Consider the following 22408-nt stretch of genomic DNA (forward strand, 5'->3'; position numbering starts at 1 on the left):
TCACAGGTCGTTCATACGCGGCGGCCAAATGACCACAGAGTTCCCACAGCCCTGACGCAGAAGGCCTCATGCCCCCGACGCTCGCCTCGCTCGTCCACCACTCCGCGCTGAAACTGACCGTGCGGGCGGGCGAGGGCCGCCTCGACGTGCCGGTCCGCTGGGCGCACGTCAGCGAGCTCGCCGACCCCGTCCCCTACATGGAGGGCGGGGAACTGCTGCTGATCACCGCGCTCAAGCTCGACGCCGAGGACCCGGAGGCCATGCGCCGCTACGTCCGGCGGCTGGCCGGAGCCGGAGTGGTCGGGCTCGGCTTCGCCGTCGGCGTCAACTACGAGGAGACCCCCGAGGCACTCGTCGACGCGGCCGAGCAGGAGGGTCTGCCGCTCCTGGAGGTGCCGCGCCGCACCCCGTTCCTCGCCATCAGCAAGGCCGTGTCCGCCGCGATCGCCGCCGACCAGTACCGGGCCGTCACCGCCGGGTTCGCCGCCCAGCGCGAGCTGACCCGGCAGGCCCAGACCGGCGGTCCGGAGGGACTGCTGGCGGCGCTGGCCTCGCAGGTCGACGGATGGGCGGCGCTGTACGACGCCTCGGGAGCGGTCGTCGCCACGGCACCGGAGTGGGCGGGGCGGCGCGCCGCGCGGCTCACCGGTGACGTGCAGAAGCTGCGGGACCGCCCCGCGCCCGCCTCCTCCGTGGTCGGCGGGCCGGAGAACGAGGACCGGGTCGAGCTCCACACCATCGGCACCGGCCGGCTCCCCCGGGCGGCCCTCGCCGTGGGCACGGCCGCCGCCCCGGGCACCGCCGAGCGCTACGCCGTCCACTCGGCCGTCGCGCTGCTGACCCTGACCACGGAACGCTCCCGATCCCTCCAGGCGGCCGAGCAGCGGGTCGGTGCGGCGGTGCTGCGCATGCTGCTGGCCGGGGAGCCGGACCACGCCCGCGCGGTCGCCGGGGGCCTGTACGGCGAGCTGCTGGACGCGCCGTTCCGGATGATGGTCGCGGAGCGGGTGCCGGTGTCGGCGTCGGCCGCGCTGGCTCGTGCCGAGGCGTGCAAGGGCGCTCCGCCCGCCGAGCGGCCCTCGGCCGCTGCGCTCACCGCGGCCGACACCGGCGGCGACCCCCTCGCGGCGCTCGCCGACGTCGTGGAGTCCGCGGCGGCCCGGTCCGGCGAGGCCGTGCTGGTGGTGCCGGAGGGGGAGCGGCTGGTGGTGCTGGCCGCGGACGGCGGCGCCGCCGCGGAGGCCTGCGGGAAGTACGCGGCCGCTCTGGAGGCGGCCCGGGCCGGGATACGCGAGAAGGTGCCGGGCGGCGAGGAGGACGAACTGGTCGTGGGTCTGTCGGCACCGGCCGGGCCCATCGCCGCCTCCGCCGCGTACAAGCAGGCCGAGCAGGCGCTGTCGGTGGCGCGCAGGCGCGGGCGCGTCCTCGTGGAGCACGAGCAGATGGCGGCCGGATCGGTGCTGCCGCTGCTGGCGGACGACGCGGTGCGGGCCTTCGCCGACGGCATGTTGCGGCCGCTGTACGAGCACGACGCCACGGGCCGCGGCGACCTCGTCGCGTCCCTGCGCGCCTGGCTGTCCAAGCACGGCCAGTGGGACGCGGCGGCGGCCGAGCTCGGCGTCCACCGGCACACCCTGCGCTACCGCATGCGCCGGGTCGAGGAGATCCTCGGCCGGTCCCTGGACGACCCGGACGTCCGGATGGAGCTGTGGCTGTCCCTGAAGGCGGCCACCACCGAGTAGCCAAACCGTAGTGTCCGCGTCCCTCACTGCTACGGCCCGGACAAACGCCCTTCGGCCACCTCGCGCCTACCGTTGGTCCCGTAGTACAGGATCACTCCCGACGCCGAAGGGCCGGAAACCCCTATGCCAAAGAACAATGCGGCGGCCACCCACGCCTTCTGGCTCGCCGGCCGCCAGGCCACCGGCGAGGACACCTTCGACGTCACCTCCCCGTGGGACGGACGGCTCGTCGGCACGGTGAGCGTGCCGACGGACGTGCAGGTCGAGGAGGCCGTGGCCGCCGCGCACGCCGTTCTGGACGAGTTCGCCGCCACCCCCGCCCACGTGCGGGCCGCCGCCCTCGACCACGTCAGCAGGCGCCTGGTCGAGCGCACCGAGGAGATCGCGCGGCTGATCTCCGCCGAGAACGGCAAGCCCCTGAAGTGGGCGCGCGGCGAGGTCGGGCGGGCCGTGTCCGTGTTCCGGTTCGCGGCCGAGGAGGCCCGGCGGTTCAACGGCGGCGAGGCCCAGCGGCTCGACACCGATCTCGGCGGCCAGGGCCGGCTCGCCCTCACCCGCCGCTTCCCGAAGGGCGTGGTGCTCGGCATCGCGCCCTTCAACTTCCCGTTGAACCTGTGCGCCCACAAGATCGCCCCGGCGATCGCCGCCGGCGCCCCGATCATCCTGAAGCCGGCCCCGGCGACCCCGCTGTCCGGCCTGATCATCGGCGACCTGCTGGCCGAGACCGAACTGCCGGCGGGCTCCTGGAGCATCCTGCCGGTCGCCAACGACAAGATGCCGGCCCTCGTGGAGGACGAGCGCCTGCCCGTCATCTCCTTCACCGGCTCCGAGAAGGTCGGCTACGCGATCATGGACTCGGCGCCGCGCAAGCACTGCACCCTGGAGCTGGGCGGCAACGGCGCGGCCGTCGTCCTCGCCGACTGGGCGAGCGACGAGGACCTGGACCGGGCGGCGAACCGCATCGCCACCTTCTCCAACTACCAGGGCGGCCAGTCCTGCATCTCCGTGCAGCGGGTCATCGCCGACGCCTCGGTGTACGACCGGCTGCTGCCGCGCGTCGTCGCCGCCGTCGAGGCCCAGGTCACCGGCGACCCGGGCGACGACGCGACCGACGTCGGCCCGCTGGTCAGCGAGGACGCCGCCCGGCGGGTCGAGGCATGGGTCCAGGAGGCGGTCGACGCAGGTGCCCAGCTGCTCACCGGCGGCAAGCGGGACGGCGCCTCCTATGCGCCGACCGTCCTGGCCGAGGTCCCGGACGATGTCACGATCTCCTGCGAGGAGGTCTTCGGGCCGGTCCTCACCGTGCAGAAGGCGGACGGCGAGGCCGCGGCCTTCGCCGCCGTCAACGACTCCAAGTACGGCCTCCAGGCGGGCGTGTTCACCCACGACCTGCAGACCGCCTTCCGGGCCCACCGGGCCCTCGAGGTCGGCGGCGTCGTCATCGGAGACGTGCCGTCCTACCGCGCCGACCAGATGCCGTACGGCGGCGTCAAGCAGTCCGGCGTGGGCCGCGAGGGCGTGCGGTTCGCCATGGAGGACTACACGTACGAGCGTGTGCTGGTCCTCACCGGCATCGACCTCTAGCTCATGGAAACCATTTTCATGTAAGCTCCGCGAAGGGGCCCGGCACCGATGCCTTCCGGTGCCGGGCCCCTTCTCTGCGCCGGCCTGCTCCGGACCCTCAACCGGAGAAGCCGACGTGCGCGAGCCGCAGCGGGCCGCGCAGCCTGAGGTGCACGTCGTGGACGCCCGCGGCGACGACCGGCGCGCCGAGCGAGACGTAGTCGTACGGGCCCGAGGCCGGCGTGGCGGGCGACAGCACCGCGAGTGCCGGGCCGCCGTCGAGGGACAGCTCGACCGTGCCCTGGCCGGCCACCTCCACCGTCACCTCGGAGATGCCCCGCCCGAAGTCGCAGGCGCGGTAGACCAGTTCGCCGGCCTCCGTGCCCGCCGGTGTCACCGCGTCGCCCGAGACCTTCGTCAGGTCGACGATCTCGATGCCGCTCTGCTCGTCGAACCCGGCCGCGGCCAGGCCGTTCGCGACGACGGCGCGCGGCAGGGTCGGCTCGCCGTCGAGCGTGACCACCGTCCGCAGCCGGACGTCCTCGCTGGACGCCCCGGCCAGCAGCTCGTACGCGCCCGGCTCCACACGCCACCGGTCCTGGGCGACGTCCCAGAACCCGAAGACGGTCACCGGGACGTCGAAGTCCAGCTCGGCCGTTGCCCCCGGGGCGAGGGTGATACGGCGGTGGTCCAGCAGCTCGCGGCGCGGACGCGGCACGGACGCGCCGACGGCCCGGGTGTAGAGCTGGGCCACCTCGTCGGCTGTGACGTCGCCGGTGTTGGTGACGGAGAAGGAGACCCGCACCGCCCCGCCCTCGACCCGGGCCGACAGGTCGCCGTACGCGAACGAGGCGTACGACAGACCGTGCCCGAAGGGGAACAGGGGCGTCCCCTCGAAGTACAGGTAGGTCTGGCGGGCGCCGATCACGTCGTAGTCGAGGAGGCCGGGCAGGTCGGCGTCGTCGGCGTACCAGGTCTGCGGGAGGCGGCCGGCGGGGGAGACGTCGCCGGCCAGCACGCGGGCCAGGGCGGTGCCGGCCGCCTGGCCGCCGTGCGCCGTCCACAGCACCGCGGGCAGACCGGCCGGGTCGACGGCGTACGGGTAGGCGGAGACCAGTGCCAGCACGGTGGCCGGGTTGGCCGCGCGGGCCGCCCGCAGCAGCCGCTCCTGCTGTCCGGGCAGGCGCAGGGTCGTACGGTCCTCGGTCTCGCGGCCGTTGATGTGCGGGTCGTTGCCCGCGACGACCACGACCACGTCGGCCGCCGCGGCGGCACGCGCCACCGCCTCCTCACCGCGCTCGGCGACGACCAGCTCGAAGACCTCGGGATCTTCGTCGGCAACCTTCACGCCGTCGGTGGAGACACACACGTGGCGACCCGTCCCCAGGTGCTTCAGGAGGTGCCCGTTCCCATGCGGTTCCAGGCGGAACGTCTCCTGGACGACCCAGCCGCCCGGCTGGTCGGCGGAGGCGCGGACGCGGCCGTCGTCGGCGACCGAGAGGTAGCGGCCGTCGGGCGCGCGCAGGGTCAGCACGCCCTCCCCCCAGTCGACCAGCGCCAGCTCGGTGCCGGTCGCGTCCGTCGTGAGCGCGGGCAGGTCGGTGCGTCCCGCGAGCAGCGCCGGGTCGAGCGCGCCCTCGGCGCCGCGCACCTTGTCGGCGGCCCCCTCGGCCACCGGCACGTGCAGGAACGCACCCGCGGAGGTCTTCAGCCGGACCCGGTCCACCCCCTCCGCGAACTCCACCCGGTCCGCGCCGAACCGCTCGTACAGGCCCTCCAGCGGGGTCGAGCGGTGGAGGAGCGTGCCGCTGTACCAGTCGAGTTTGCACTCGTCGGCGAGCACCCCGACCACCGCGATGCGGATGTCCGGGGCGAGCGGCAGCATCCCGTCGTTCTTGAGCAGCACGATCGCCTGCTCGGCGGCCTCCTGGGCGAGGGCGCGGTGCGCCGGGGTGTCGAACTCGCCCGTCGCGTCGTGCGGGTCGTACTGCGGGTCGAACTCGCCGAGCCGGAAACGGACCGAGAGCTGGCGGCGGACGGCCGTGTCGAGGTCGGCCTCGGTCAGCAGACCGCGCTCCAGAGCGCCGCGCAGCCGTCCGATCATCTGCGAGGAGTCCGTGCCGTGGTCGGTGAAGCTGTCGACACCCGCGACGAGGGAGGCGGCGGTGGCCTCCTCGTGGGTGTCGAAGTAGTGCTCGGAGTCGACCAGATTGCTCGGCGCGCCCGCGTCCGAACAGACCAGCAGGTCCTCCTCGGTCCAGGTCCGCAGGTGCTCGGCCAGGTACGGGGAGACGTGGTTGGGGCGGCCGTTGACCAGGTTGTACGCCGGCATCACCCCGGCCACCGCGCCCGCGCCGACGGTGTCGCGGAAGGCCCGCAGGTCGTACTCGTGCAGCACGCGCGGACGCACCGAGCTCGACGCCGTGGAGCGGTCCGTCTCGTTGTTGTGGGCCAGCCAGTGCTTCAGCACGGGCGCGGTGCGCCAGTAGGTGGGGTGGTCGCCGCGCAGGCCGTGCGTGTAGGCGGTGGCGATCGCCGAGGTGAGCTTCGGGTCCTCCGAGTAGCCCTCCTCGTTGCGGCCCCACAGGGGGTGGCGCAGCAGGTTGACCGTCGGGGCCCAGACGTTGAGGCCGACCCGGTCGTCCTTGGCGCGCATCGCCCGGACCTCCTTGGACACCGCGTCGCCGACGCGCCGCACCAGCTCCGGGTTCCAGGTGGCACCGAGGCCGACCGACTGCGGGAACACCGTCGCCGCGCCCATCCACGCCACGCCGTGCAGGGCCTCCTGGCCGGTGCGGAACGCGGCGACGCCGAGCCGCTCCACGGCGGGCGCGAACTGGTGCAGGAACGCGGTCTTCTCCTCGAGCGTGAGCCGCGACAGGAGGTCGTCGATCCGCTTCGCGAACGGCAGGCGCGGATCGCGGAACGGCGGCATGGGCGGCGTGTGTGCACTCACGTGGGAATCCCTTTGCGATGGAGCGGCGAGGCGCTTTCGAAGCGCTTCGATGCTCAATCGGCGTGGGGGTGGGTGTCAAGAGACTCCGGCACAGCAAGTCGAGGCATTCGGCGGCGTTCCAAGCGGCATATGTGCCAGGTCGCGATCGTGCATACCTCCGAGGAATCTTGGAATCGCCCCTTGTGCACCCTTGGGCCTTCACCTAACCTCGCAGCAACATCGAAGCGCTTCGACTGTGAAGTCCGCCACCAGGTGGTGCGCATTCCTCCTCACGCGTCGGATTATCGCTTCGGCTCAGCCAGTTCCACTCGAGACACCGCAGCCGACGGCCCTCCGCCGGGTGTCCTGGTGCGCCATGAAGGGTTGACGCAATGACGCCGAACGCCGCCTCCTCCGGACCGAGCCGGAGAAGTTTCCTCGCCTCCACGGCGGTCGCCACCGCAGCGGTGGCGGGCGGGATGCCGCTGCTTGCCGCGTGTGGCGGTGGGCAGGAGGGTCGCAAGGACGGAGCCACGTCCGGGAAGGACGCGGAGAAGCTCCTTCCTGCCTTCGTGGCGTCCAGCGTCGTGGCGCCGGACATCCCCGCCAAGAACGGCTCGGCGGCCGGCTTCACCAAGGCGATCCCGACGGCCGACCTGAAGACCTCGGTGCCGAAGAAGCTCGGCAGCGGCGGCACGCTGAAGATCATGGCCCCGTTCTGGGGCACCCCGCCGAAGGGCGACAACCCCTACTACACCGCGATGAACGAGGCCATCGGCGTCAAGGTCGCCTGGCAGAACCAGGACGGCGTCACCTACGACCAGAAGCTCGGCGCGGTCCTCGCCTCCAGTGACATCCCCGACGCCGTGGTGGTGCCCGGCTGGAACCTGAACGGCCGGATCCCCAGCGCGGTCAACGCCAAGTTCGCCGACCTCGGCCCGTACCTGTCGGGCGACAAGGTCAAGGAGTACCCGAACCTCGCGGCCGTCCCCACCGAGGCCTGGCAGCGCGGCATCTTCGGCGGCAAGCTGCGCGCGATCCCGATGCCCGGCTCCTACGTCACCGACATCGCGCCCATGTACCGCAGGGACCTCTTCAAGAAGAAGGGCTACAGCGTCCCCAAGAGCCCGGACGAGTTCCTGTCCTGGGCCAAGGAGGCCACCGACGCCAGGTCGAAGCTCTGGGCCTGCGACGACATGAAGTGGACGGCGTTCAACGTCTTCGGCGTCCTGCCCGGCAGCGACAAGGCGCTGTGGTGGAACATGGACGGCGACAAGCTGATCAACCGCATCGAGACCGACGAGTACCTCGAAGCCCTGGAGTGGGTCCGCAAGCTCTACGCGGCCAAGGTGGTCCACCCGGACGCGGTCAACGGCAAGGCAGGAGGCAACTCGGGCAACCGGTTCACCGCCGGAGAGGTGCTGGTCTACAACAACAACATCTCCGACTGGTGGGGCAAGACGGCCGAGCAGGGCACCAAGAAGTCGGACTTCGACATGGCCGCGTTCGACATCTTCGGTCCCGACGGCGGCGACCCCACGCTCTGGGCGAGCCAGCCGGCCAACATCTTCACCTTCGTCAGCAACAAGGCCTCCGAGCAGCAGATCAAGGACTTCCTCGCCCTCTGCAACTTCTGCGCCGCCCCGTACGGCACCAAGGAGTTCATGCTCACCGCCTACGGCGTCGAGGGCACCGACTACGAGTTCAAGGGCGGCCTGCCCACCAAGACCCAGCAGGGCATCAACGAGGTCAACGGTGCCTTCGACTACACCGGCAACCCCGCCCCGTACATCGCCCAGCCCGACCTCCCCGACGTCGCCCGGAGCATGGTCGAGTGGCAGCAGCGCATGGGCGCCTTCACCAAGAAGTCCTCCTTCTTCGGGCTGACCGTCACCGAGCCCAACCGCTGGGCCAACCTCGCCGACGACTTCGAGCAGCTGGAGGACGACGTCGTGCGCGGCCGCAAGAAGATCAGCGACGTGCAGCAGGCGGTCTCCGACTGGAAGAGCAAGGGCGGCGACGATCTGCGCGACTGGTACAAGAAGCTGCTCGACGACAACGGCTCGGCGAAGTGACCCGGGGCTGAAGCAAGGAGAAGGCCGTGTCACACAGCACGGTGCCTCGGAGTGATACCGAGGCGACGACCCGCGCGAAGACAACGGAGGGGTCCGGCACCGCCGGGCCCCCGCCCCGGGGCGAGAAGGTCTCCGGGAAGCTGAGTCTCCGGCTCAGATTCAAGCGTGACCGCACGCTGCTCCTGATGACGTTGCCGGCCGTGCTGCTGGTACTGGTCTTCAACTACATACCGATCCTCGGCAACGTGGTCGCCTTCCAGGACTACGACCCGTACCTCAGCGAAAACGGCTTCGTCGCCATCTTCGAGAGCCCCTGGATCGGCGTCGAGCAGTTCGAGCGGATCTTCGCGGACTCGGCCTTCTGGCACGCGGTGCAGAACACCTTCATGTTCTTCTTCCTCCAGCTGGTGCTGTACTTCCCGATCCCGATCCTGCTCGCGCTGCTCATCAACAGTGTGGTCAGGCCCCGGGTCCGGGCGGTCGCCCAGGCGGTCATGTACCTGCCGCACTTCTTCTCCTGGGTCCTGGTCGTCACGGTCTTCATGCAGATCTTCGGCGGCGCCGGCATCATCGCGCAGACGCTCCGCCAGCACGGCTACCAGGGCTTCGACCTGATGACCAACCCGGAGCTCTTCAAGTACCTGGTCACGTTCGAGACCGTCTGGAAGGACGCCGGCTGGGGCATCATCGTCTTCCTCGCCGCGCTGTCGTCCGTCTCCAACGACCTGTACGAGGCCGCCGCCATGGACGGTGCCGGCCGCTGGCGGCGCATCTGGCACATCACCCTGCCCGCCCTGCGCCCGGTGATCGCCCTGCTGCTGGTACTGCGGGTCGGCGACGCCCTCACCGTCGGGTTCGAGCAGTTCCTGCTCCAACGCCAAGCCGTGGGGCCGGGCGCCTCCGACGTCCTCGACACCTATGTGTGGTGGAACGGCATCCGCAACCAGGACTTCAGCTACGCCGCCGCCGCCGGCCTCGTCAAGGGCGTGGTGGGCCTGGCCCTGGTGCTGACCGCGAACAAGGTCGCCCATCTCATGGGCGAGCAGGGGGTGTACAAGAAATGAGCGCCGTCCTCGACAAGCCTGCCGGCGAGCCGTCGCCGGTGAAGAAGCCCAGCCCCTGGGCGGCCCCACCCCGCCCGGCCTGGGAGGAGGAGCCGGCCAAGGCCGGGCTCGCGGGCAAGGGACTCGTCCTGGGCATCGCCTGCTTCTCGATCCTCTTCCCCCTGTGGATCGTCATCGTCACCAGTCTCCAGTCCAAGCAGACCATCGACGAGGCGGGCGGCCTGGTGGTGATCCCGAAGGGCATCACCTTCATCGCCTACCAGGAACTCCTCAGCGGCGGCCAGGTGCAGAGGGCCGCACTGGTCAGCGTCGGTGTGACGCTGGTCGGCACGCTGTTCAGCATGACCGTCTCGGTCCTGTGCGCCTACGGCCTCTCCCGCGTCGGCTCGCTCGGCCACCGCTGGATCCTGATGGCCCTGCTCGCGACGATGTTCTTCGGCGCGGGGCTGATCCCGACCTACCTGCTGGTGCAGGCCCTCGGCCTGACCGACACCTACCTGGCGCTGATCCTGCCCAGTGCGGTGAGCGTGTTCAACATCCTGGTACTGCGCGCCTTCTTCATGAACATCTCCCAGGAACTGATCGACAGCGCCCGCATCGACGGCGCAGGCGACTGGCGCATCCTGTGGAAGATCGTGATGCCGCTCTCGCGGGCGGTCCTCGCGGTGATCGCGCTCTTCTACGCGGTCGGCTACTGGAGCGCCTGGTTCAACGCGTCGATCTACCTGACCGACCAGGACATGATGCCGCTGCAGAACGTGATGATCCAGCTGGTCCAGAAGCAGGAACGCCCGGTCGGGCTCGCCGCCCAGGTCAACACCGGAGAGCTCTCCGCCCTCGCCCTCCAGATGGCCGTCATGGTGATGGCCCTCCTGCCGGTCGCCGTCCTCTCCCCCTTCGTCCAGAAGCACTTCAAGAAGGGCATGCTCACGGGCGCGGTGAAGGGCTGACGCCCTGACGGATCACGGGCGGGGAACCCCTGTCATCGGCCGGCCGCGGGGTCGTCGTGGCTGCTTCGGCATGCGGCTCCGCCTGCCGGAACAGCCCCGCCCCTCAGCACGCTTCACTCCCCCCTTTCCGAGAACAACGAGGTATGTCATGCGCACGTCCCACCTCAGCAGACGAGCCGTTCTCGCCGGGACCGCGGCCGCGGCCGCGCTCACCAGCGTCCCGTTCCTCCCGGCGCGCTCGTACGCCGCCGAGAGCGCGCCCGGCGCCGCCACCCCCGCCTACCGCTGGCGCACCGCGGTCATGGGCGGCACCGGCTTCGTCACCGGTGTCCTCTTCCACCCCTCGGTCCGCGGCCTCGCCTACGCCCGTACCGACATCGGTGGTGCCTACCGCTGGGACGACCGGACCGACCGGTGGATCCCGCTGACCGACCACATCGGCTGGGACGACTGGAACCTGCTCGGTGTGGAGGCCATGGCCGTCGATCCGGCCCATCCGAACCGGCTGTACCTCTCCCTCGGCACGTACGCGCAGTCCTGGGCGGGCAACGGGGCCGTGCTGCGCTCCGAGGACCGGGGCGCCACCTGGAAGCGCACCGACCTGAGCGTGAAGCTCGGGGCCAACGAGGACGGGCGTGGCTGCGGGGAGCGGCTGCTCGTCGACCCGCGGGACAGCGACACGCTGTGGCTGGGCACCCGGCACGACGGGCTGCTCAAGTCGACCGACCGGGGCGCCACCTGGAAGGCCGTGAGCTTCCCGGCCGCCCCCAGCGCCACCGGCCAGGGCATCACCCTCCTCGTCGCCGCGGGCCGCACCGTCTACGCCGGCTGGGGCGACTCCGACGGCACCTCCGCGAACCTCTACCGAACCGTCGACGGCACCACCTGGAAGGCCGTCCCCGGGCAGCCCGAGGGCACCGCCGCCAAGGTCCCGGTCCGGGCCGCGTACGACCGGTGGACCAGCCACCTGTATGTGACGTACGCCAACGCGCCCGGTCCCAACGGCCAGTCCGACGGCAGCGTGCACAAGCTGTGCACCCTCAACGGCAAGTGGACCGAGGTCACTCCGGTGAAGCCGGGCGGGACGACGACGGACGGCTCGGCCGACACCTTCGGGTACGGCGGCGTGGCCGTCGACGCCCGTCGCCCCGGCACGCTCGTCGTCTCCACCAACAACCGCTGGGCAGCGGTCGACACGGTGTTCCGCAGCACCAACGGCGGCCGCACCTGGACGTCCCTGAAGGACAAGGCCGTCCTCGACGTCTCCGAGACTCCCTTCCTCACGTTCGGCGCCGACAAGCCCAAGTTCGGCTGGTGGATCCAGGCCGTCGGCCTCGACCCGTTCGACTCCCGGCACGTCGTCTACGGCACCGGAGCCACCCTCTACGGCACCCGCGACCTCAAGCACTGGGCCCCGCAGATCCGCGGCCTGGAGGAGACGTCCGTACGCCAGCTGATCTCGCCTCCGACCGGCGAGGCACACCTGATCAGCGGGAACGGGGACATCGGCGTGATGTACCACGAGCGGCTCACGGCATCGCCCTCGCGCGGCATGGCGTCGAACCCGGTGTTCGGCTCGGCGACGGGGCTCGCCCAGGCCGCGGCCAAGCCGGCGTACGTCGTCCGGTCCGGCTGGGGCGACCACGGCAACGGCGCCTACTCGAACGACGGCGGCAAGACCTGGGCGCCCTTCAAGGCACAGCCCGCCATCGCCAAGGACGCGCCGGGGCCGATCGCCGCCAACGCCGACGGCGGCGTGCTGCTGTGGTCCTTCTCGCACTGGGACGGCACCAAGTACCCGGCCCACCGCTCGGCGGACAATGGCGCCACCTGGACCGAGATCGCCTCCTACCCGAAGGGCGCCGCCCCGGTCGCGGACCCGGTCGATCCGAAGCGCTTCTACGCCTTCGACACCACCACCGGCACCCTCCACGCCAGCACCGACGGCGGCCTGACCTTCACCGCCCGGGCCACCGGCCTGAACTCGGGCGACACCGAGTTCCAGCTGGCCGCGGCGCCCGGTCGGTCCGGAGACCTGTGGCTGAGCCTGAAGGGGAACGGGCTGTACCGCTCCACCGACGGCGGCGCCACCTTCACCAAGGTCGGCAGCTGCCGGGCCTCGTACACCCTCGGCTTCGGCAAGGCCGCCCGGGGCGCCTCCTACCCGGCGGTCTACATGGTCGGCTCCACCGAGACGATCACCGCCGTGTACCGCTCCGACGACGAGGCGAAGAGCTGGGTGCGGGTCAACGACGACCAGCACCAGTGGGGCTGGATCGGCGCCGCCATCACCGGCGACCCGCGCGTCTACGGCCGGGTCTACGTCGCCACCAACGGGCGGGGCGTCCAGTACGGGGAGCCCGCCTGATGCCGGAGCGCAAAGGGCCCGACCTGCGTGACGCCACCCGGGGCCGTCTCCTCTACGGCGGCGACTACAACCCGGAGCAGTGGCCCGAGGAGACCTGGCACGAGGACGTCCGGCTGATGAAGGCCGCCGGCGTCAACTCGGTCACCCTCGGCGTCTTCTCCTGGTCGACGCTGGAACCGGAGCCGGGCGCACGGGAGTTCGGCTGGCTGGACACACTGATGGGCCTGATGCACGACAACGGCATCGGCGTCGTCCTCGCCACCCCGACCTCCGCGCCCCCGCCCTGGATGGGCCGGCTGCACCCCGACACCCTGCCGGTCACCGAGGAGGGCCGCACCGAGTGGTGGGGCGGCCGGCAGCACTTCTCGCACTCCAGCGCCACCTACCGGCGCTACGCCGCCGCCATCACCGAGGACCTGGCCGCCCGCTACGGCGGCCACCCGGCCCTCACCATGTGGCACATCAACAACGAGTACTGCACCTTCGACTACGGCGACGAGGCCGCGGCCGCCTTCCGCCGCTGGCTGCGGGAGAAGTACGGCACGCTCGCCGCCCTCAACGAGGCCTGGGGCACCGCCTTCTGGAGCCAGGGCTACGACACCTGGGACGGCATCCTGCCGCCCCGCCTGCCGCACTACATGCGCAACCCCGGTCAGGTCCTGGACTTCCGGCGCTTCACCTCCGACATGCTCCTGGAGTGCTACACCGCCGAGCGGGACATCGTCCGCCGCCACACCCCGCACCTGCCGGTCACCAGCAACTTCATGCCGCTGTGGTTCGGGCAGGACGCGTGGCGCTGGGCGGAGGAGGAGGACGTCGTCTCCGTCGACCTCTACCCGGACCCGCGCGACCCGCTCGGAGCCCAGAACGGCGCCCTGGTCCAGGACATGACCCGCTCCCAGGCCCGGGGACCGTGGATGCTCATGGAGCAGGCCGCCGGGCCGGTCAACTGGCGGGGCGTGAACCACCCCAAGCCGCGCGGCCTCAACCGGCTGTGGTCCCTCCAGGCCGTGGCCCGGGGCGCCGACGCCGTCTGCTACTTCCAGTGGCGGCAGTCCCGGCAGGGCGCGGAGAAGTTCCACTCCGGCATGGTCAGCCACGCCGGGGAGGAGGGCCGGACGTACCAGGAGGTCAAGCAGCTCGGCGCGGACCTGGCGCGGATCGCCCCCGAGGTGACCGGCCGGCACCTCACCGCCGGCATCGCCGTGCTGCACGACTGGCACGCCTGGTGGGCCGGTGCCCAGGACGGCCGCCTGTCCAGCCAGGTGGAGTACCCGGACGTCCTGCGCGCCTGGCACCGGGCCCTGTGGCAGGCGCACCTCACCACCGACTTCGCCCACCCCGAGCACGACCTGACGCCGTACCCGGTGGTCGTGGTGCCGCAGCTGTACGCGCTCACCGACGCGGCGATCGGCAACCTCCTCGCCTACGTTCGGCAGGGCGGCACCCTCGTCTGCGGCTTCCAGACCGGCGTAGCCGACCAGGACGACCGGGTCCGGCCCGGCGGCATGGACGCCCGGCTGCGCGAGCTGTTCGGCATCCGCACGCTGCACGAGTGGTGGCCGCTGGACGCGGGGGAGACCGTCGCCTGTGACGGCTTCCGGGGCACGCTGTGGTCCGAGGAGCTGGAAGGAGACGGCACCGCCGAGGAGACCGTCCCGTACAAGGGGGGCGAACTCGACGGACTGCCCGCCGTCCTGCGCAAGGGCCGGGCCTGGTACGTCTCCACGCTCCCGGAGCCCGAGGCGCTGCGCGACCTGCTGGCGTCGATCGCGGAGGGCGCGGGGGTCCGGCCGGTGCTCGACGGCCTGCCCGAGCAGGTGGAGGCCGTGCGCCGGGGTGAGCTGCTGTTCGTGCTCAACCACGGCCGCGAGCCGGTGACCGTCGACGTGCCCGGCACCCACCGCGACCTGCTGACCGGGAGCGACGTCGCCGACCGGGTCACCCTGGGCCGCTACGGGGCGGCGGTGCTCCGGCCATGACCGCCTCCGCCCCCGTCCACGGCACCTGGGAGCAGCACCCGGCCGCCCGCTGGGAGGACGCCTTCCTGAGCGGCAACGGCCGGCACGGCGCCCTGGTGTTCGGCGATCCGCACGCCGATCGGGTCGTCGTCACGCACCACACCCTGGTGCGGCCGGGCGGCCGGGACCCGCGTCCCCCGCAGCTCGCCGGCGACCTGCCGGGTCTCCAGGACCGTCTCCTGGCGGGCGACACGACCGCCGCCGAGGACTTCACGGACGGCCGCCCGCTCCAGTGGGTACAGCCCTTCCACCCCGCCTTCCAGGTCCGGCTGGGCCGGCCCGCGGACGGCGGCCACGACTACCGCCGGGACGTCGACTTCACGACCGGCGTCGTGCGGGCGGCCTGCGCCGGCTGGACCAGCCGCGTCTTCGTCTCCCGCGCCGACGACGTGATCGTCCAGCACGTCAGCGGGCCCGGCCTCACCCTGGACATCGACCTCGACCCCCGGCTGCCCGGCGCCCCCGCCGGACTGGGCATCGGCCACGGAGCCGTCCTCACCCCCGAGGGCGCCCTGCTCAGCCTGCGCGCCCGCTACCCGGACAGCGACCGGGCCTGCACCGGCCTCACCCAGATCACCGTCACCGGCGGCACGACCACCCTCGTACCCCCGGGCGTGCACCTCGAGGGTGCCCGGTCCGTGCTGCTCCTCACCCGGGTGCACCGGCACACCGGTGAGCTCGACGTGGTCGCCGAGGGCCGTGCCCTGCGCGACCTGCCCGCCGACTACGACGAGCTCCTCGACCGCCACGCCACCCTGCACCGCCCCGCCTACGAGCGCGTCACCCTCGACCTCGCCGCCGAACCCGCAGAACGGACCCTGCCGGGCTCGGAGCTGCTCAAGGACCCGCGAGGCGCCGCCCTGCTGGAGCGCCTCTTCGCCGCCGGGCGCTACCACCTGCTCTCCGCGAGCGGCCTCTTCCCGCCCCGCCTGACCGGACTGTGGACCGGCGACTGGAACACCGCGTGGTCGGGCGCGTTCACCAACGACGCCAACCTCAACCTCCAGACCGCCTCGGCCGCTGCCGCCGCCCTCCCCGAGGTCACCGAGGCCCACGCGAACCTCGTCCACCGCCAGTTCCCCGACTGGCGGGACAACGCCCGCGCGATCTTCGGCACCCGGGGCGTCGTCGCCCCGGCCCACACCGACGGCGAGTCCGGCCACTCCTACCACTACAACCGCGAGTACCCGCTGCACCTGTGGACCGCCGGAGCCGACTGGCTGCTCAAGCCGCTCGTCGACCACGACGAGACCCACGGCACCCGCGACCCGCGCACCGCCGCCGCGCTCGCCGAAGTCGCCCTGTTCTACGAGGACTTCCTCACGAGGACGGACGAGGACGGCCACCTCGTCGTCGTTCCCTCCTACTCACCCGAGAACCGCCCCGCCAACGCGAGCTGGGGCACCCTCAACGCCGCGATGGACCTCTCCGCGGCCCGCCACGCCCTGCGCACGGCCGCCGCCTACCACCCGGGCCCCGACGCCGACCGCTGGAACGCCCTCGCCGACCGGCTCCCGCCGCACCGGATCAACGAGGACGGAGCCCTGGCCGAATGGGCCTGGCCCGGCCTCACGGACTCCTACGACCACCGCCACCTCAGCCACCTCTACGGCGTCTGGCCGCTCGACGAGATCACCCCCTACGACACCCCCGGCCTCGCCGCCGCCGCACACCGCGCTCTCCAACTGCGCGGCGCCGAGAACGACTCCGCGCACGGCCATCTGCACCACGCCCTGATCGCGGCCCGGCTCCGGGACGCGGGCCGCGTCGCCCACGCCCTCGGCCAGGTCCTGGACGGGGACTTCTTCCACGCCTCCCTGATGAGCGCCCACTACCCCGCCCGCGACGTCTACAACGCCGACGCCGCGCACACCCTGCCCGCCGTGCTGATCGAGATGCTCGTCCAGTCGACCCCCGGCCGGCTGGTGCTGCTCCCCGCGCTGCCGGCGGCGTACCCCGGCGGCGCGCTGCGCGGGGTGCGGACGAGGTTCGGCGCCGAGCTGGACCTCGCCTGGAGCCCGGACGGCCGGGTGACCGCCGTTCTCCGGCCGAGCCGTACCGTCCGCGTCGAACTCAGGACTTCCTCCGGTGCCGAGCCCCTCGACCTCGTCGCCGGAGAAGACCACGTCCTCACTATGAGGGCGCGGTGATCCCCCCGCAGTTCCCCCCACCCATGGAAGGGACACCATGGCAACACGCACACTGAGCAGGATCAGCAAGGTCCTGCTGGCCCCGGCCCTCGCGCTCGGGGCCACCATCGGCCTCGCCTCCGCCCCCGCCTCCGCCGCCGTCTGGAACTCCTGCGACCAGTGGGGCAACACGCGCCTGAACGGCTACACGCTCTACAACAACATCTGGGGCTCCGGCGCGGGCAGCCAGTGCATCTGGGCCAACTCCGGTACCAACTGGGGCGCCTGGGCCAACCATCCCAACACCGGCGGTATCAAGTCCTACCCCAACCAGACGAAGGCGATCAACAAGTCGATCACCTCGCTGGGCTCGCTCTCCAGCAGCTACAACGTCAGCGTCCCGTCGTCCGGCGCGTACAACACGTCGTACGACATCTGGGACACGGACCACGACTACGAGATCATGCTCTGGGTCAACAAGACCGGAGCCGTCGGGCCGATCGGCACCTCGCAGGGCAGCGTCAGCCTCGGCGGCCACTCCTGGAACGTCTTCAAGGGCACCAACGGCGCCAACGAGGTGTTCTCGTTCATCCGCACCTCCAACTCCAGCTCCGGCACCGTGAACATCCTGCCGATCCTGAAGTGGATCAAGGACACCAAGAAGTGGATGGGCAACGAGACCATCGGTGACGTGCAGTTCGGCTACGAGATCACCTCGTCGTCCGGCGGTCTGAACTTCACCACCAACAACCTGACGGTCAGCAGCAGCTGATCCAGGCCGCCGGGGCCGGGGCCGGCCGTGCCGTTCAGGCGCGGTCGACCTCGGCCCGCAGCGCGTTGTACCCGGCGAAGGCCGACTCGACCGCGTCGCGGGTCAGACCGTAGCGGGACAGGTCGTAGGTGTGCTTGCGGGCGCCCCTGGGGCGGGCGACGGCTGCGGGGAGCCGGGCCGCGTCGGCCTCGGTCCACCGGGCGCCGACGGCCGCGTAGAGCTTCGGCGCGCCGGTCGCGGGATCGGAGCCGAGCCAGGAGTACGGGGCGTCCACCAGCTGCCCCGCCGGGATGGCCGCCCGGGCCGCGAGACCGCGCGTCATGGCCCGGCTCAGCAGGCCCAGCCAGGTGGCGCCGATGCCGGTCAGGTCGACGGGGCGGGTGCTGACGGCCATGCCGTGCTCGATCAGGGAGCAGAAGGACGCCACGACGGTGACCGGGTCGCGGTGGCACCACACGATCGTGGCGTCCGGGAAGACCGTGCGCAGCGCGTCCAGGTTCTCCAGGTGCATGGGGGACTTCAGCATCCAGCGCCGCCGCGGACGGCCGTACTGGAGCACCTGGTAGACCTGCTTGAGGTACCGGTAGTCGGCCGTGAAGTCCCGTGCGCAGTGCCATGCCCGGTACTCGGGGATGCGGGCCTGGGAGAACGGCATCAGGGCGTGCGGCAGTGCGAACGTGCACTCCTCCGGGCCCTCGGCGGCCATGGCGTGGATGTCGCGGAAGCGCGGTGCGAACAGGTCCGTGCCCTGCACCATCCGGCGCCCGGCCGTCACGGCCCTGCGCCGCCGCCGGGGCGGCAACTCCAGGTCGGGCGCGAGCAGTTCCCACAGCAGCGGAGACCGGTGCTCCTCCGAGACCGCCAGCACGGAGTGCGTGACGGTGGTCGCGGTGCGGGGCAGCCCCACGACGAACACCGGCTTCTCGATGGGCTCCTGCTCGATCTCCGGGTGCTCGGCGATCAGCCGCCGCACCCGCGCCCGGTTGGCGAGATGCCGCCGGACGTGGCCCTGCGCGGCCTGCCAGCCGACCGGGGTGAGGTGCTCGGCCTTGGCCCACCAGCCCAGCAGGGCGCGGAAGTCGTCGACGAACTGCCGGTCTCCCGGCGCCTCTCCGGCCTCCACCACGATGCGGTCGAAGATCCGGCCGGGGTCCCTGCGGGAGCCGAAGGCGGGCCGCAGTGCCAGGTTGGCGAGGGTCAGGGCGAGCGGAGACGAGGACACGCGGGAAACCTACCTCCTGGAACTTGCCTGCGGTGGAAGGAAGTTGGCCGAACAGGCGAATGGGGACGGCCGGAAGACCTCCATCGATCCGGCCATCCCCTTCGGCGCGGCTACTCCGCTACCGGCAGCCGTGCCCCGTCCCGCAGGAACAGCGGGATGCGGTCCAGCGGGGCGTCGACCGTCACGGCCCGGCCGCCCTCGTACGTCTCACCCGTCCACGCGTCCGTCCAGGACGCCCCCGCCGGCAGGTACGCCGTACGGGCGGTGGCGCCGGCCGTCAGCACGGGCGCGACCAGCAGATCCGGGCCGAAGAGGTAGGAGTCGTCGACCGACCAGGTCGCCTGGTCGTCCGGGAACTCCAGGAACAGCGGCCGCATCACCGGCAGGCCCTCCTCGTGGGCCGCCCGCATGACGTCCAGCACGTACGGCTTCAGCCGTTCGCGCAGCCGCAGGTACCGCTCCAGGATCGCCCCGGCCTCCTCGCCGTACGACCACACCTCGTTCGGGCCGCCGGTCATCTCCGGGCCCAGCGGCATGCCCGGGTCGCGGAAGCCGTGCAGCCGCATCAGCGGGGACAGCGCGCCGAACTGGAACCAGCGGACCATCACCTCCCGGTACGCCGGGTCGTCCGGGTCGCCGCCGTGGAAGCCGCCGATGTCGGTGTTCCACCACGGGATGCCCGACAGGGCCGTGTTGAGGCCGGCCGCGATCTGGCGGCGCAGGGTCGGGAAGTCCGTGCCGATGTCACCGGACCACAGCGCGGCGCCGTAGCGCTGGCTGCCCGCCCAGGCCGACCGGTTGAGGCTGACGACCTCCTCCTCGCCGGTGGCGACGAGCCCCTCGTAGAACGTGCGGGCGTTCTCGGCCGGGTAGATGTTGCCGACCTCCAGGCCCGGGCCCGCCCAGTAGCGCAGGTTCTCCTGAAAGCCCGGCTTCAGCTCAGGCTCGCAGGCGTCCAGCCAGAACGCCGTGATGCCGTACGGGTCGAGGTAGTTCTCCTTCACCCTCGACCACACGAACTCCCGGGCGTCCGGGTTGGTGGCGTCGTAGAAGGCCACCTGGACCGTGGAGGCGACCTCCTTGTCGGGCCAGTCGGCGTGCGCCATCGGGCCGTACTGGGTGCCGATGAACCAGCCGCGCTGCTCCAGGACCGGATGGTTCTCGCTCAGCGGCGACACCGACGGCCAGACGCTCACCACCAGCTTGATGCCGAGCTCCTCCAGCTCGCGCACCATCGCCGCCGGGTCCGGCCACTCCTTCGGGTCGAACTTCCAGTCGCCGAGATGCGTCCAGTGGAAGAAGTCACAGACGATCGCCGATATGGGCAGACCGCGCCGCTTGTACTCCCGGGCCACCTCCATCAGTTCGTCCTGGGTGCGGTAGCGCAGCTTGCACTGCCAGAAGCCCGCCGCCCACTCCGGCAGCATCGGGCTGCGGCCGGTCACCGCGCTGTAGCGGCGCTGGGCGGCGGCCGGGTCGCCCGTGGTGATCCAGTAGTCGATCTGCCGGGCCGAGTCGGCGACCCACCGGGTGCCGTTGTGTGCCAGCTCCACGCGCCCGATCGCCGGGTTGTTCCACAGCAGGGTGTAGCCGCGGCTGGAGGTGAGCACCGGGATGCCGACCTCGGCGTTGCGCTGGATCAGGTCCAGCACCAGGCCCTTCTGGTCCAGGCGCCCGTGCTGGTGCTGGCCGAGGCCGTACAGCTTCTCGTCGTCGTAGGCGGCGAAGCGCTGCTCCAGGCGGTGGTGGCCGTTGCCGACGGCCGTGTAGAGGCGGGAGCCGGGCCACCAGAAGTGGGCGCGGTCCTCGGCGAGGATCTCGGCGGAGTCGTCCGTCCGCAGGAAGCGGATCAGGCCCTCGGCGCTCACCTCCACGGTGAGCGCGCCGACGGTGAGCAGTCCTGTGCCGTCCTCGATCTTCACCGTGGCCGGCGTCGCGGGGGCCTCGTCGAGCAGGGCGCCCGGGAGTCCTTCGAGGACCGGGCCGCCGAGCCGGGCACGCACCCGGACCGCGTCCGGACCCCACGGCTCGATCCGGACGGTCTCCTGGCGGCCGCTCCACTCCAGCGCACCGTCCCGCTCGCGGAACGTGCCGACGGTCGGGGAGGACTGCGCCAGGCTCACCTGGGGCTGGGTTTCAGCAGGCTGATTCACGTGGCGTGCTCCTGGAGGAGTGCAGACATGGGGGTGCCCTGAGAGGAGGGCGGTGTTCAGACAGGCGGGGGAGAAGGGGGGCTACGACCGGCTCGGCGCCGGCCCCGTGCTGCCCCGGACCGTCAGCTCGGGCGCGATCAGCACGACCTCGTCGCTGCCGCGCCCCTCGAGCTTGGCGACCAGGTGGTCCACGGCGTGCCGGCCCATCTCCTGCGCGGGGATGGCGACCGACGTGAGCCGTACCGAGGCCTGCATCGCCACCTGGTCCGGGCAGATCGCGACGACCGACACGTCCTCCGGCACGGCCCGGCCCTGCTGCCGCAGCAGTGCGAGCAGCGGTTCGACCGCCGACTCGTTCTGCACGATGAGTCCCGAGGTGTCGGGGCGTTCGTCGAGGATCCGGGCGAGCGTCACCGCCATGGCGTCGTACCCGCCCTCGCACGGCCGGTGCAGCAGCCGCACGCCCAGCTCCCGGGAACGGGACCGGAGTCCCTCCAGGGTGCGTTCGGCGAAGCCCGTGTGCCGCTCGTAGACGGCCGGGGCCTCCCCGATGACAGCGATGTCCTGGTGCCCCTGCTTGGCCAGGTGCTCCACGCACAGCGCGCCCGTCGCCCGGAAATCCAGATCGACGCAGGTCAGACCGGCGGTGTCAGCCGGCAGCCCGATCAGTACGGACGGCTGGTCCGTCGCCCGCAGCAGTGGAAGCCGCTCGTCGTCGAGTTCGACGTCCATCACGATCATCCCGTCGGCGAGCCCGCTGCCCGCCACGCGGCGCACCGCGTCGGGGCCCTCCTCGCCGGTGAGGAGCAGCACGTCGTACCCGTACGCGCGCGCGGAGGTGGCCACGGCGATGGCGATCTCCATCATCACGGGCACGTACATGTCCGTGCGCAGTGGAACCATCAGCGCGATGATGTTCGACTTGCTGCTGGCCAGGGCGCGGGCCCCGGCGTTCGGGTGGTACCCGAGCTCGCGGATGCTCCGCTCGACCCGCTGCCGGGTGTTCGCGGAGATGGACCGCTTGCCGCTGAGGACATAGCTCACCGTGCTCGCCGAGACTCCGGCGTGCTGGGCGACCTCGGCGAGGGTGACCATCCAGCTCTCCAAGCTCTTGTGAAGCGCTTCGACAGTGCGCCTTGTTGATAAGGGTGGGTGGGGGTGGTTCGACAGTAGCCCCAGCAGGTGTGGGTGTCCATAGGTTGTCGAAGCGCTTCGATACGGATTTCCCGGAGCGCCCTCAGGGCGGGAGCCGCCCCCGGGGCGGCACCTTGATGCAACACCGCCGTCAGTCGCGCGACAAGTGCCGGGCGCGCTCCGCCCCCTTCGGCTGAACGGACGCGCGAGGACTGGTGGGAGCGTCCGGATTCGGGTACCAACGATCCAGTAGCACTGGTCGGTAACGAAACGGTCCTCC

The 22408-nt window shown here is 71.7% G+C and carries 13 protein-coding genes; 9 read left to right on the forward strand and 4 right to left on the reverse strand.

The features are described from left to right. Positions 1–68 precede the first annotated feature (68 nt). Positions 69–1742, forward strand: coding sequence for a PucR family transcriptional regulator (locus ACFU3E_RS27050; protein ID WP_384163420.1), 1674 nt, complete (start codon positions 69–71; stop codon positions 1740–1742). A 123-nt stretch (positions 1743–1865) separates the two neighbouring features. Then, positions 1866–3326: an aldehyde dehydrogenase family protein gene (locus ACFU3E_RS27055; RefSeq protein ID WP_384163424.1), complete on the forward strand. Its 1461-nt coding sequence runs from the start codon at positions 1866–1868 to the stop codon at positions 3324–3326. 97 nt (positions 3327–3423) lie between these two features. Here ACFU3E_RS27055 and ACFU3E_RS27060 read toward each other — a convergent pair whose 3' ends face one another. Next, entirely contained in the window at positions 3424–6261 is a 2838-nt protein-coding gene (locus ACFU3E_RS27060) for a glycoside hydrolase family 3 C-terminal domain-containing protein (RefSeq protein WP_384163427.1), read from the reverse strand. Between the two features lie 371 nt (positions 6262–6632). On the opposite strand from ACFU3E_RS27060, the gene ACFU3E_RS27065 reads away from it, so the two are divergent. The 7 genes from ACFU3E_RS27065 (at position 6633) to ACFU3E_RS27095 (ending at position 17619) form a co-directional block, all read left to right on the forward strand. Then, the gene (locus tag ACFU3E_RS27065) at positions 6633–8315 is read left to right on the forward strand and encodes an extracellular solute-binding protein (protein ID WP_384163430.1); all 1683 of its coding nucleotides are present in this window, start codon (positions 6633–6635) and stop codon (positions 8313–8315) included. Between the two features lie 26 nt (positions 8316–8341). Continuing rightward, positions 8342–9379: an ABC transporter permease gene (locus ACFU3E_RS27070; RefSeq protein ID WP_384163433.1), complete on the forward strand. Its 1038-nt coding sequence runs from the start codon at positions 8342–8344 to the stop codon at positions 9377–9379. Continuing rightward, entirely contained in the window at positions 9376–10329 is a 954-nt protein-coding gene (locus ACFU3E_RS27075) for a carbohydrate ABC transporter permease (protein WP_384163436.1), read from the forward strand. Before ACFU3E_RS27070 ends, ACFU3E_RS27075 begins: the two co-directional genes overlap by 4 nt. Positions 10330–10477: 148 nt before the next feature. After that, positions 10478–12697, forward strand: a complete 2220-nt coding sequence (locus ACFU3E_RS27080) for a WD40/YVTN/BNR-like repeat-containing protein (RefSeq protein ID WP_384163439.1) — start codon at positions 10478–10480, stop codon at positions 12695–12697. Further along, positions 12697–14679: a beta-galactosidase gene (locus tag ACFU3E_RS27085; RefSeq protein ID WP_384163442.1), complete on the forward strand. Its 1983-nt coding sequence runs from the start codon at positions 12697–12699 to the stop codon at positions 14677–14679. Before ACFU3E_RS27080 ends, ACFU3E_RS27085 begins: the two co-directional genes overlap by 1 nt. Further along, positions 14676–16868, forward strand: coding sequence for a glycoside hydrolase N-terminal domain-containing protein (locus ACFU3E_RS27090; protein ID WP_384163445.1), 2193 nt, complete (start codon positions 14676–14678; stop codon positions 16866–16868). Before ACFU3E_RS27085 ends, ACFU3E_RS27090 begins: the two co-directional genes overlap by 4 nt. Positions 16869–16905: 37 nt before the next feature. Next, positions 16906–17619 (forward strand): hypothetical protein, encoded by a 714-nt coding sequence (locus tag ACFU3E_RS27095; protein ID WP_384163448.1) that lies wholly within the window; start codon positions 16906–16908, stop codon positions 17617–17619. Between the two features lie 34 nt (positions 17620–17653). Here the strand turns inward: ACFU3E_RS27095 and ACFU3E_RS27100 are convergent, their stop codons facing one another. The 3 genes from ACFU3E_RS27100 to ACFU3E_RS27110 all read right to left on the reverse strand — a co-directional run bounded on the left by ACFU3E_RS27100 (position 17654) and on the right by ACFU3E_RS27110 (position 22089). Beyond that, the gene (locus ACFU3E_RS27100) at positions 17654–18841 is read right to left on the reverse strand and encodes a sulfotransferase family protein (protein WP_384163451.1); all 1188 of its coding nucleotides are present in this window, start codon (positions 18839–18841) and stop codon (positions 17654–17656) included. A 110-nt stretch (positions 18842–18951) separates the two neighbouring features. After that, positions 18952–20994 (reverse strand): TIM-barrel domain-containing protein, encoded by a 2043-nt coding sequence (locus tag ACFU3E_RS27105; RefSeq protein WP_384163454.1) that lies wholly within the window; start codon positions 20992–20994, stop codon positions 18952–18954. Between the two features lie 81 nt (positions 20995–21075). After that, entirely contained in the window at positions 21076–22089 is a 1014-nt protein-coding gene (locus tag ACFU3E_RS27110) for a LacI family DNA-binding transcriptional regulator (protein WP_384163457.1), read from the reverse strand. Positions 22090–22408: the final 319 nt, after the last annotated feature.

The organism is Streptomyces sp. NPDC057424, from assembly GCF_042803315.1.
In the GTDB taxonomy this organism is placed as follows: domain Bacteria; phylum Actinomycetota; class Actinomycetes; order Streptomycetales; family Streptomycetaceae; genus Streptomyces.

Excerpts from the sequence above, each read along its gene's own strand:
- ACFU3E_RS27050 (WP_384163420.1), top strand. The coding sequence starts at position 69 with ATGCCCCCGACGCTCGCCTCGCTCGTCCACCACTCCGCGCTGAAACTG.
- ACFU3E_RS27065 (WP_384163430.1), top strand. The coding sequence starts at position 6,633 with ATGACGCCGAACGCCGCCTCCTCCGGACCGAGCCGGAGAAGTTTCCTC.
- ACFU3E_RS27075 (WP_384163436.1), top strand. The coding sequence starts at position 9,376 with ATGAGCGCCGTCCTCGACAAGCCTGCCGGCGAGCCGTCGCCGGTGAAG.
- ACFU3E_RS27055 (WP_384163424.1), top strand. The coding sequence starts at position 1,866 with ATGCCAAAGAACAATGCGGCGGCCACCCACGCCTTCTGGCTCGCCGGC.
- ACFU3E_RS27095 (WP_384163448.1), top strand. The coding sequence starts at position 16,906 with ATGGCAACACGCACACTGAGCAGGATCAGCAAGGTCCTGCTGGCCCCG.
- ACFU3E_RS27085 (WP_384163442.1), top strand. The coding sequence starts at position 12,697 with ATGCCGGAGCGCAAAGGGCCCGACCTGCGTGACGCCACCCGGGGCCGT.
- ACFU3E_RS27110 (WP_384163457.1), bottom strand. The coding sequence starts at position 22,089 with ATGGTCACCCTCGCCGAGGTCGCCCAGCACGCCGGAGTCTCGGCGAGC.
- ACFU3E_RS27080 (WP_384163439.1), top strand. The coding sequence starts at position 10,478 with ATGCGCACGTCCCACCTCAGCAGACGAGCCGTTCTCGCCGGGACCGCG.
- ACFU3E_RS27090 (WP_384163445.1), top strand. The coding sequence starts at position 14,676 with ATGACCGCCTCCGCCCCCGTCCACGGCACCTGGGAGCAGCACCCGGCC.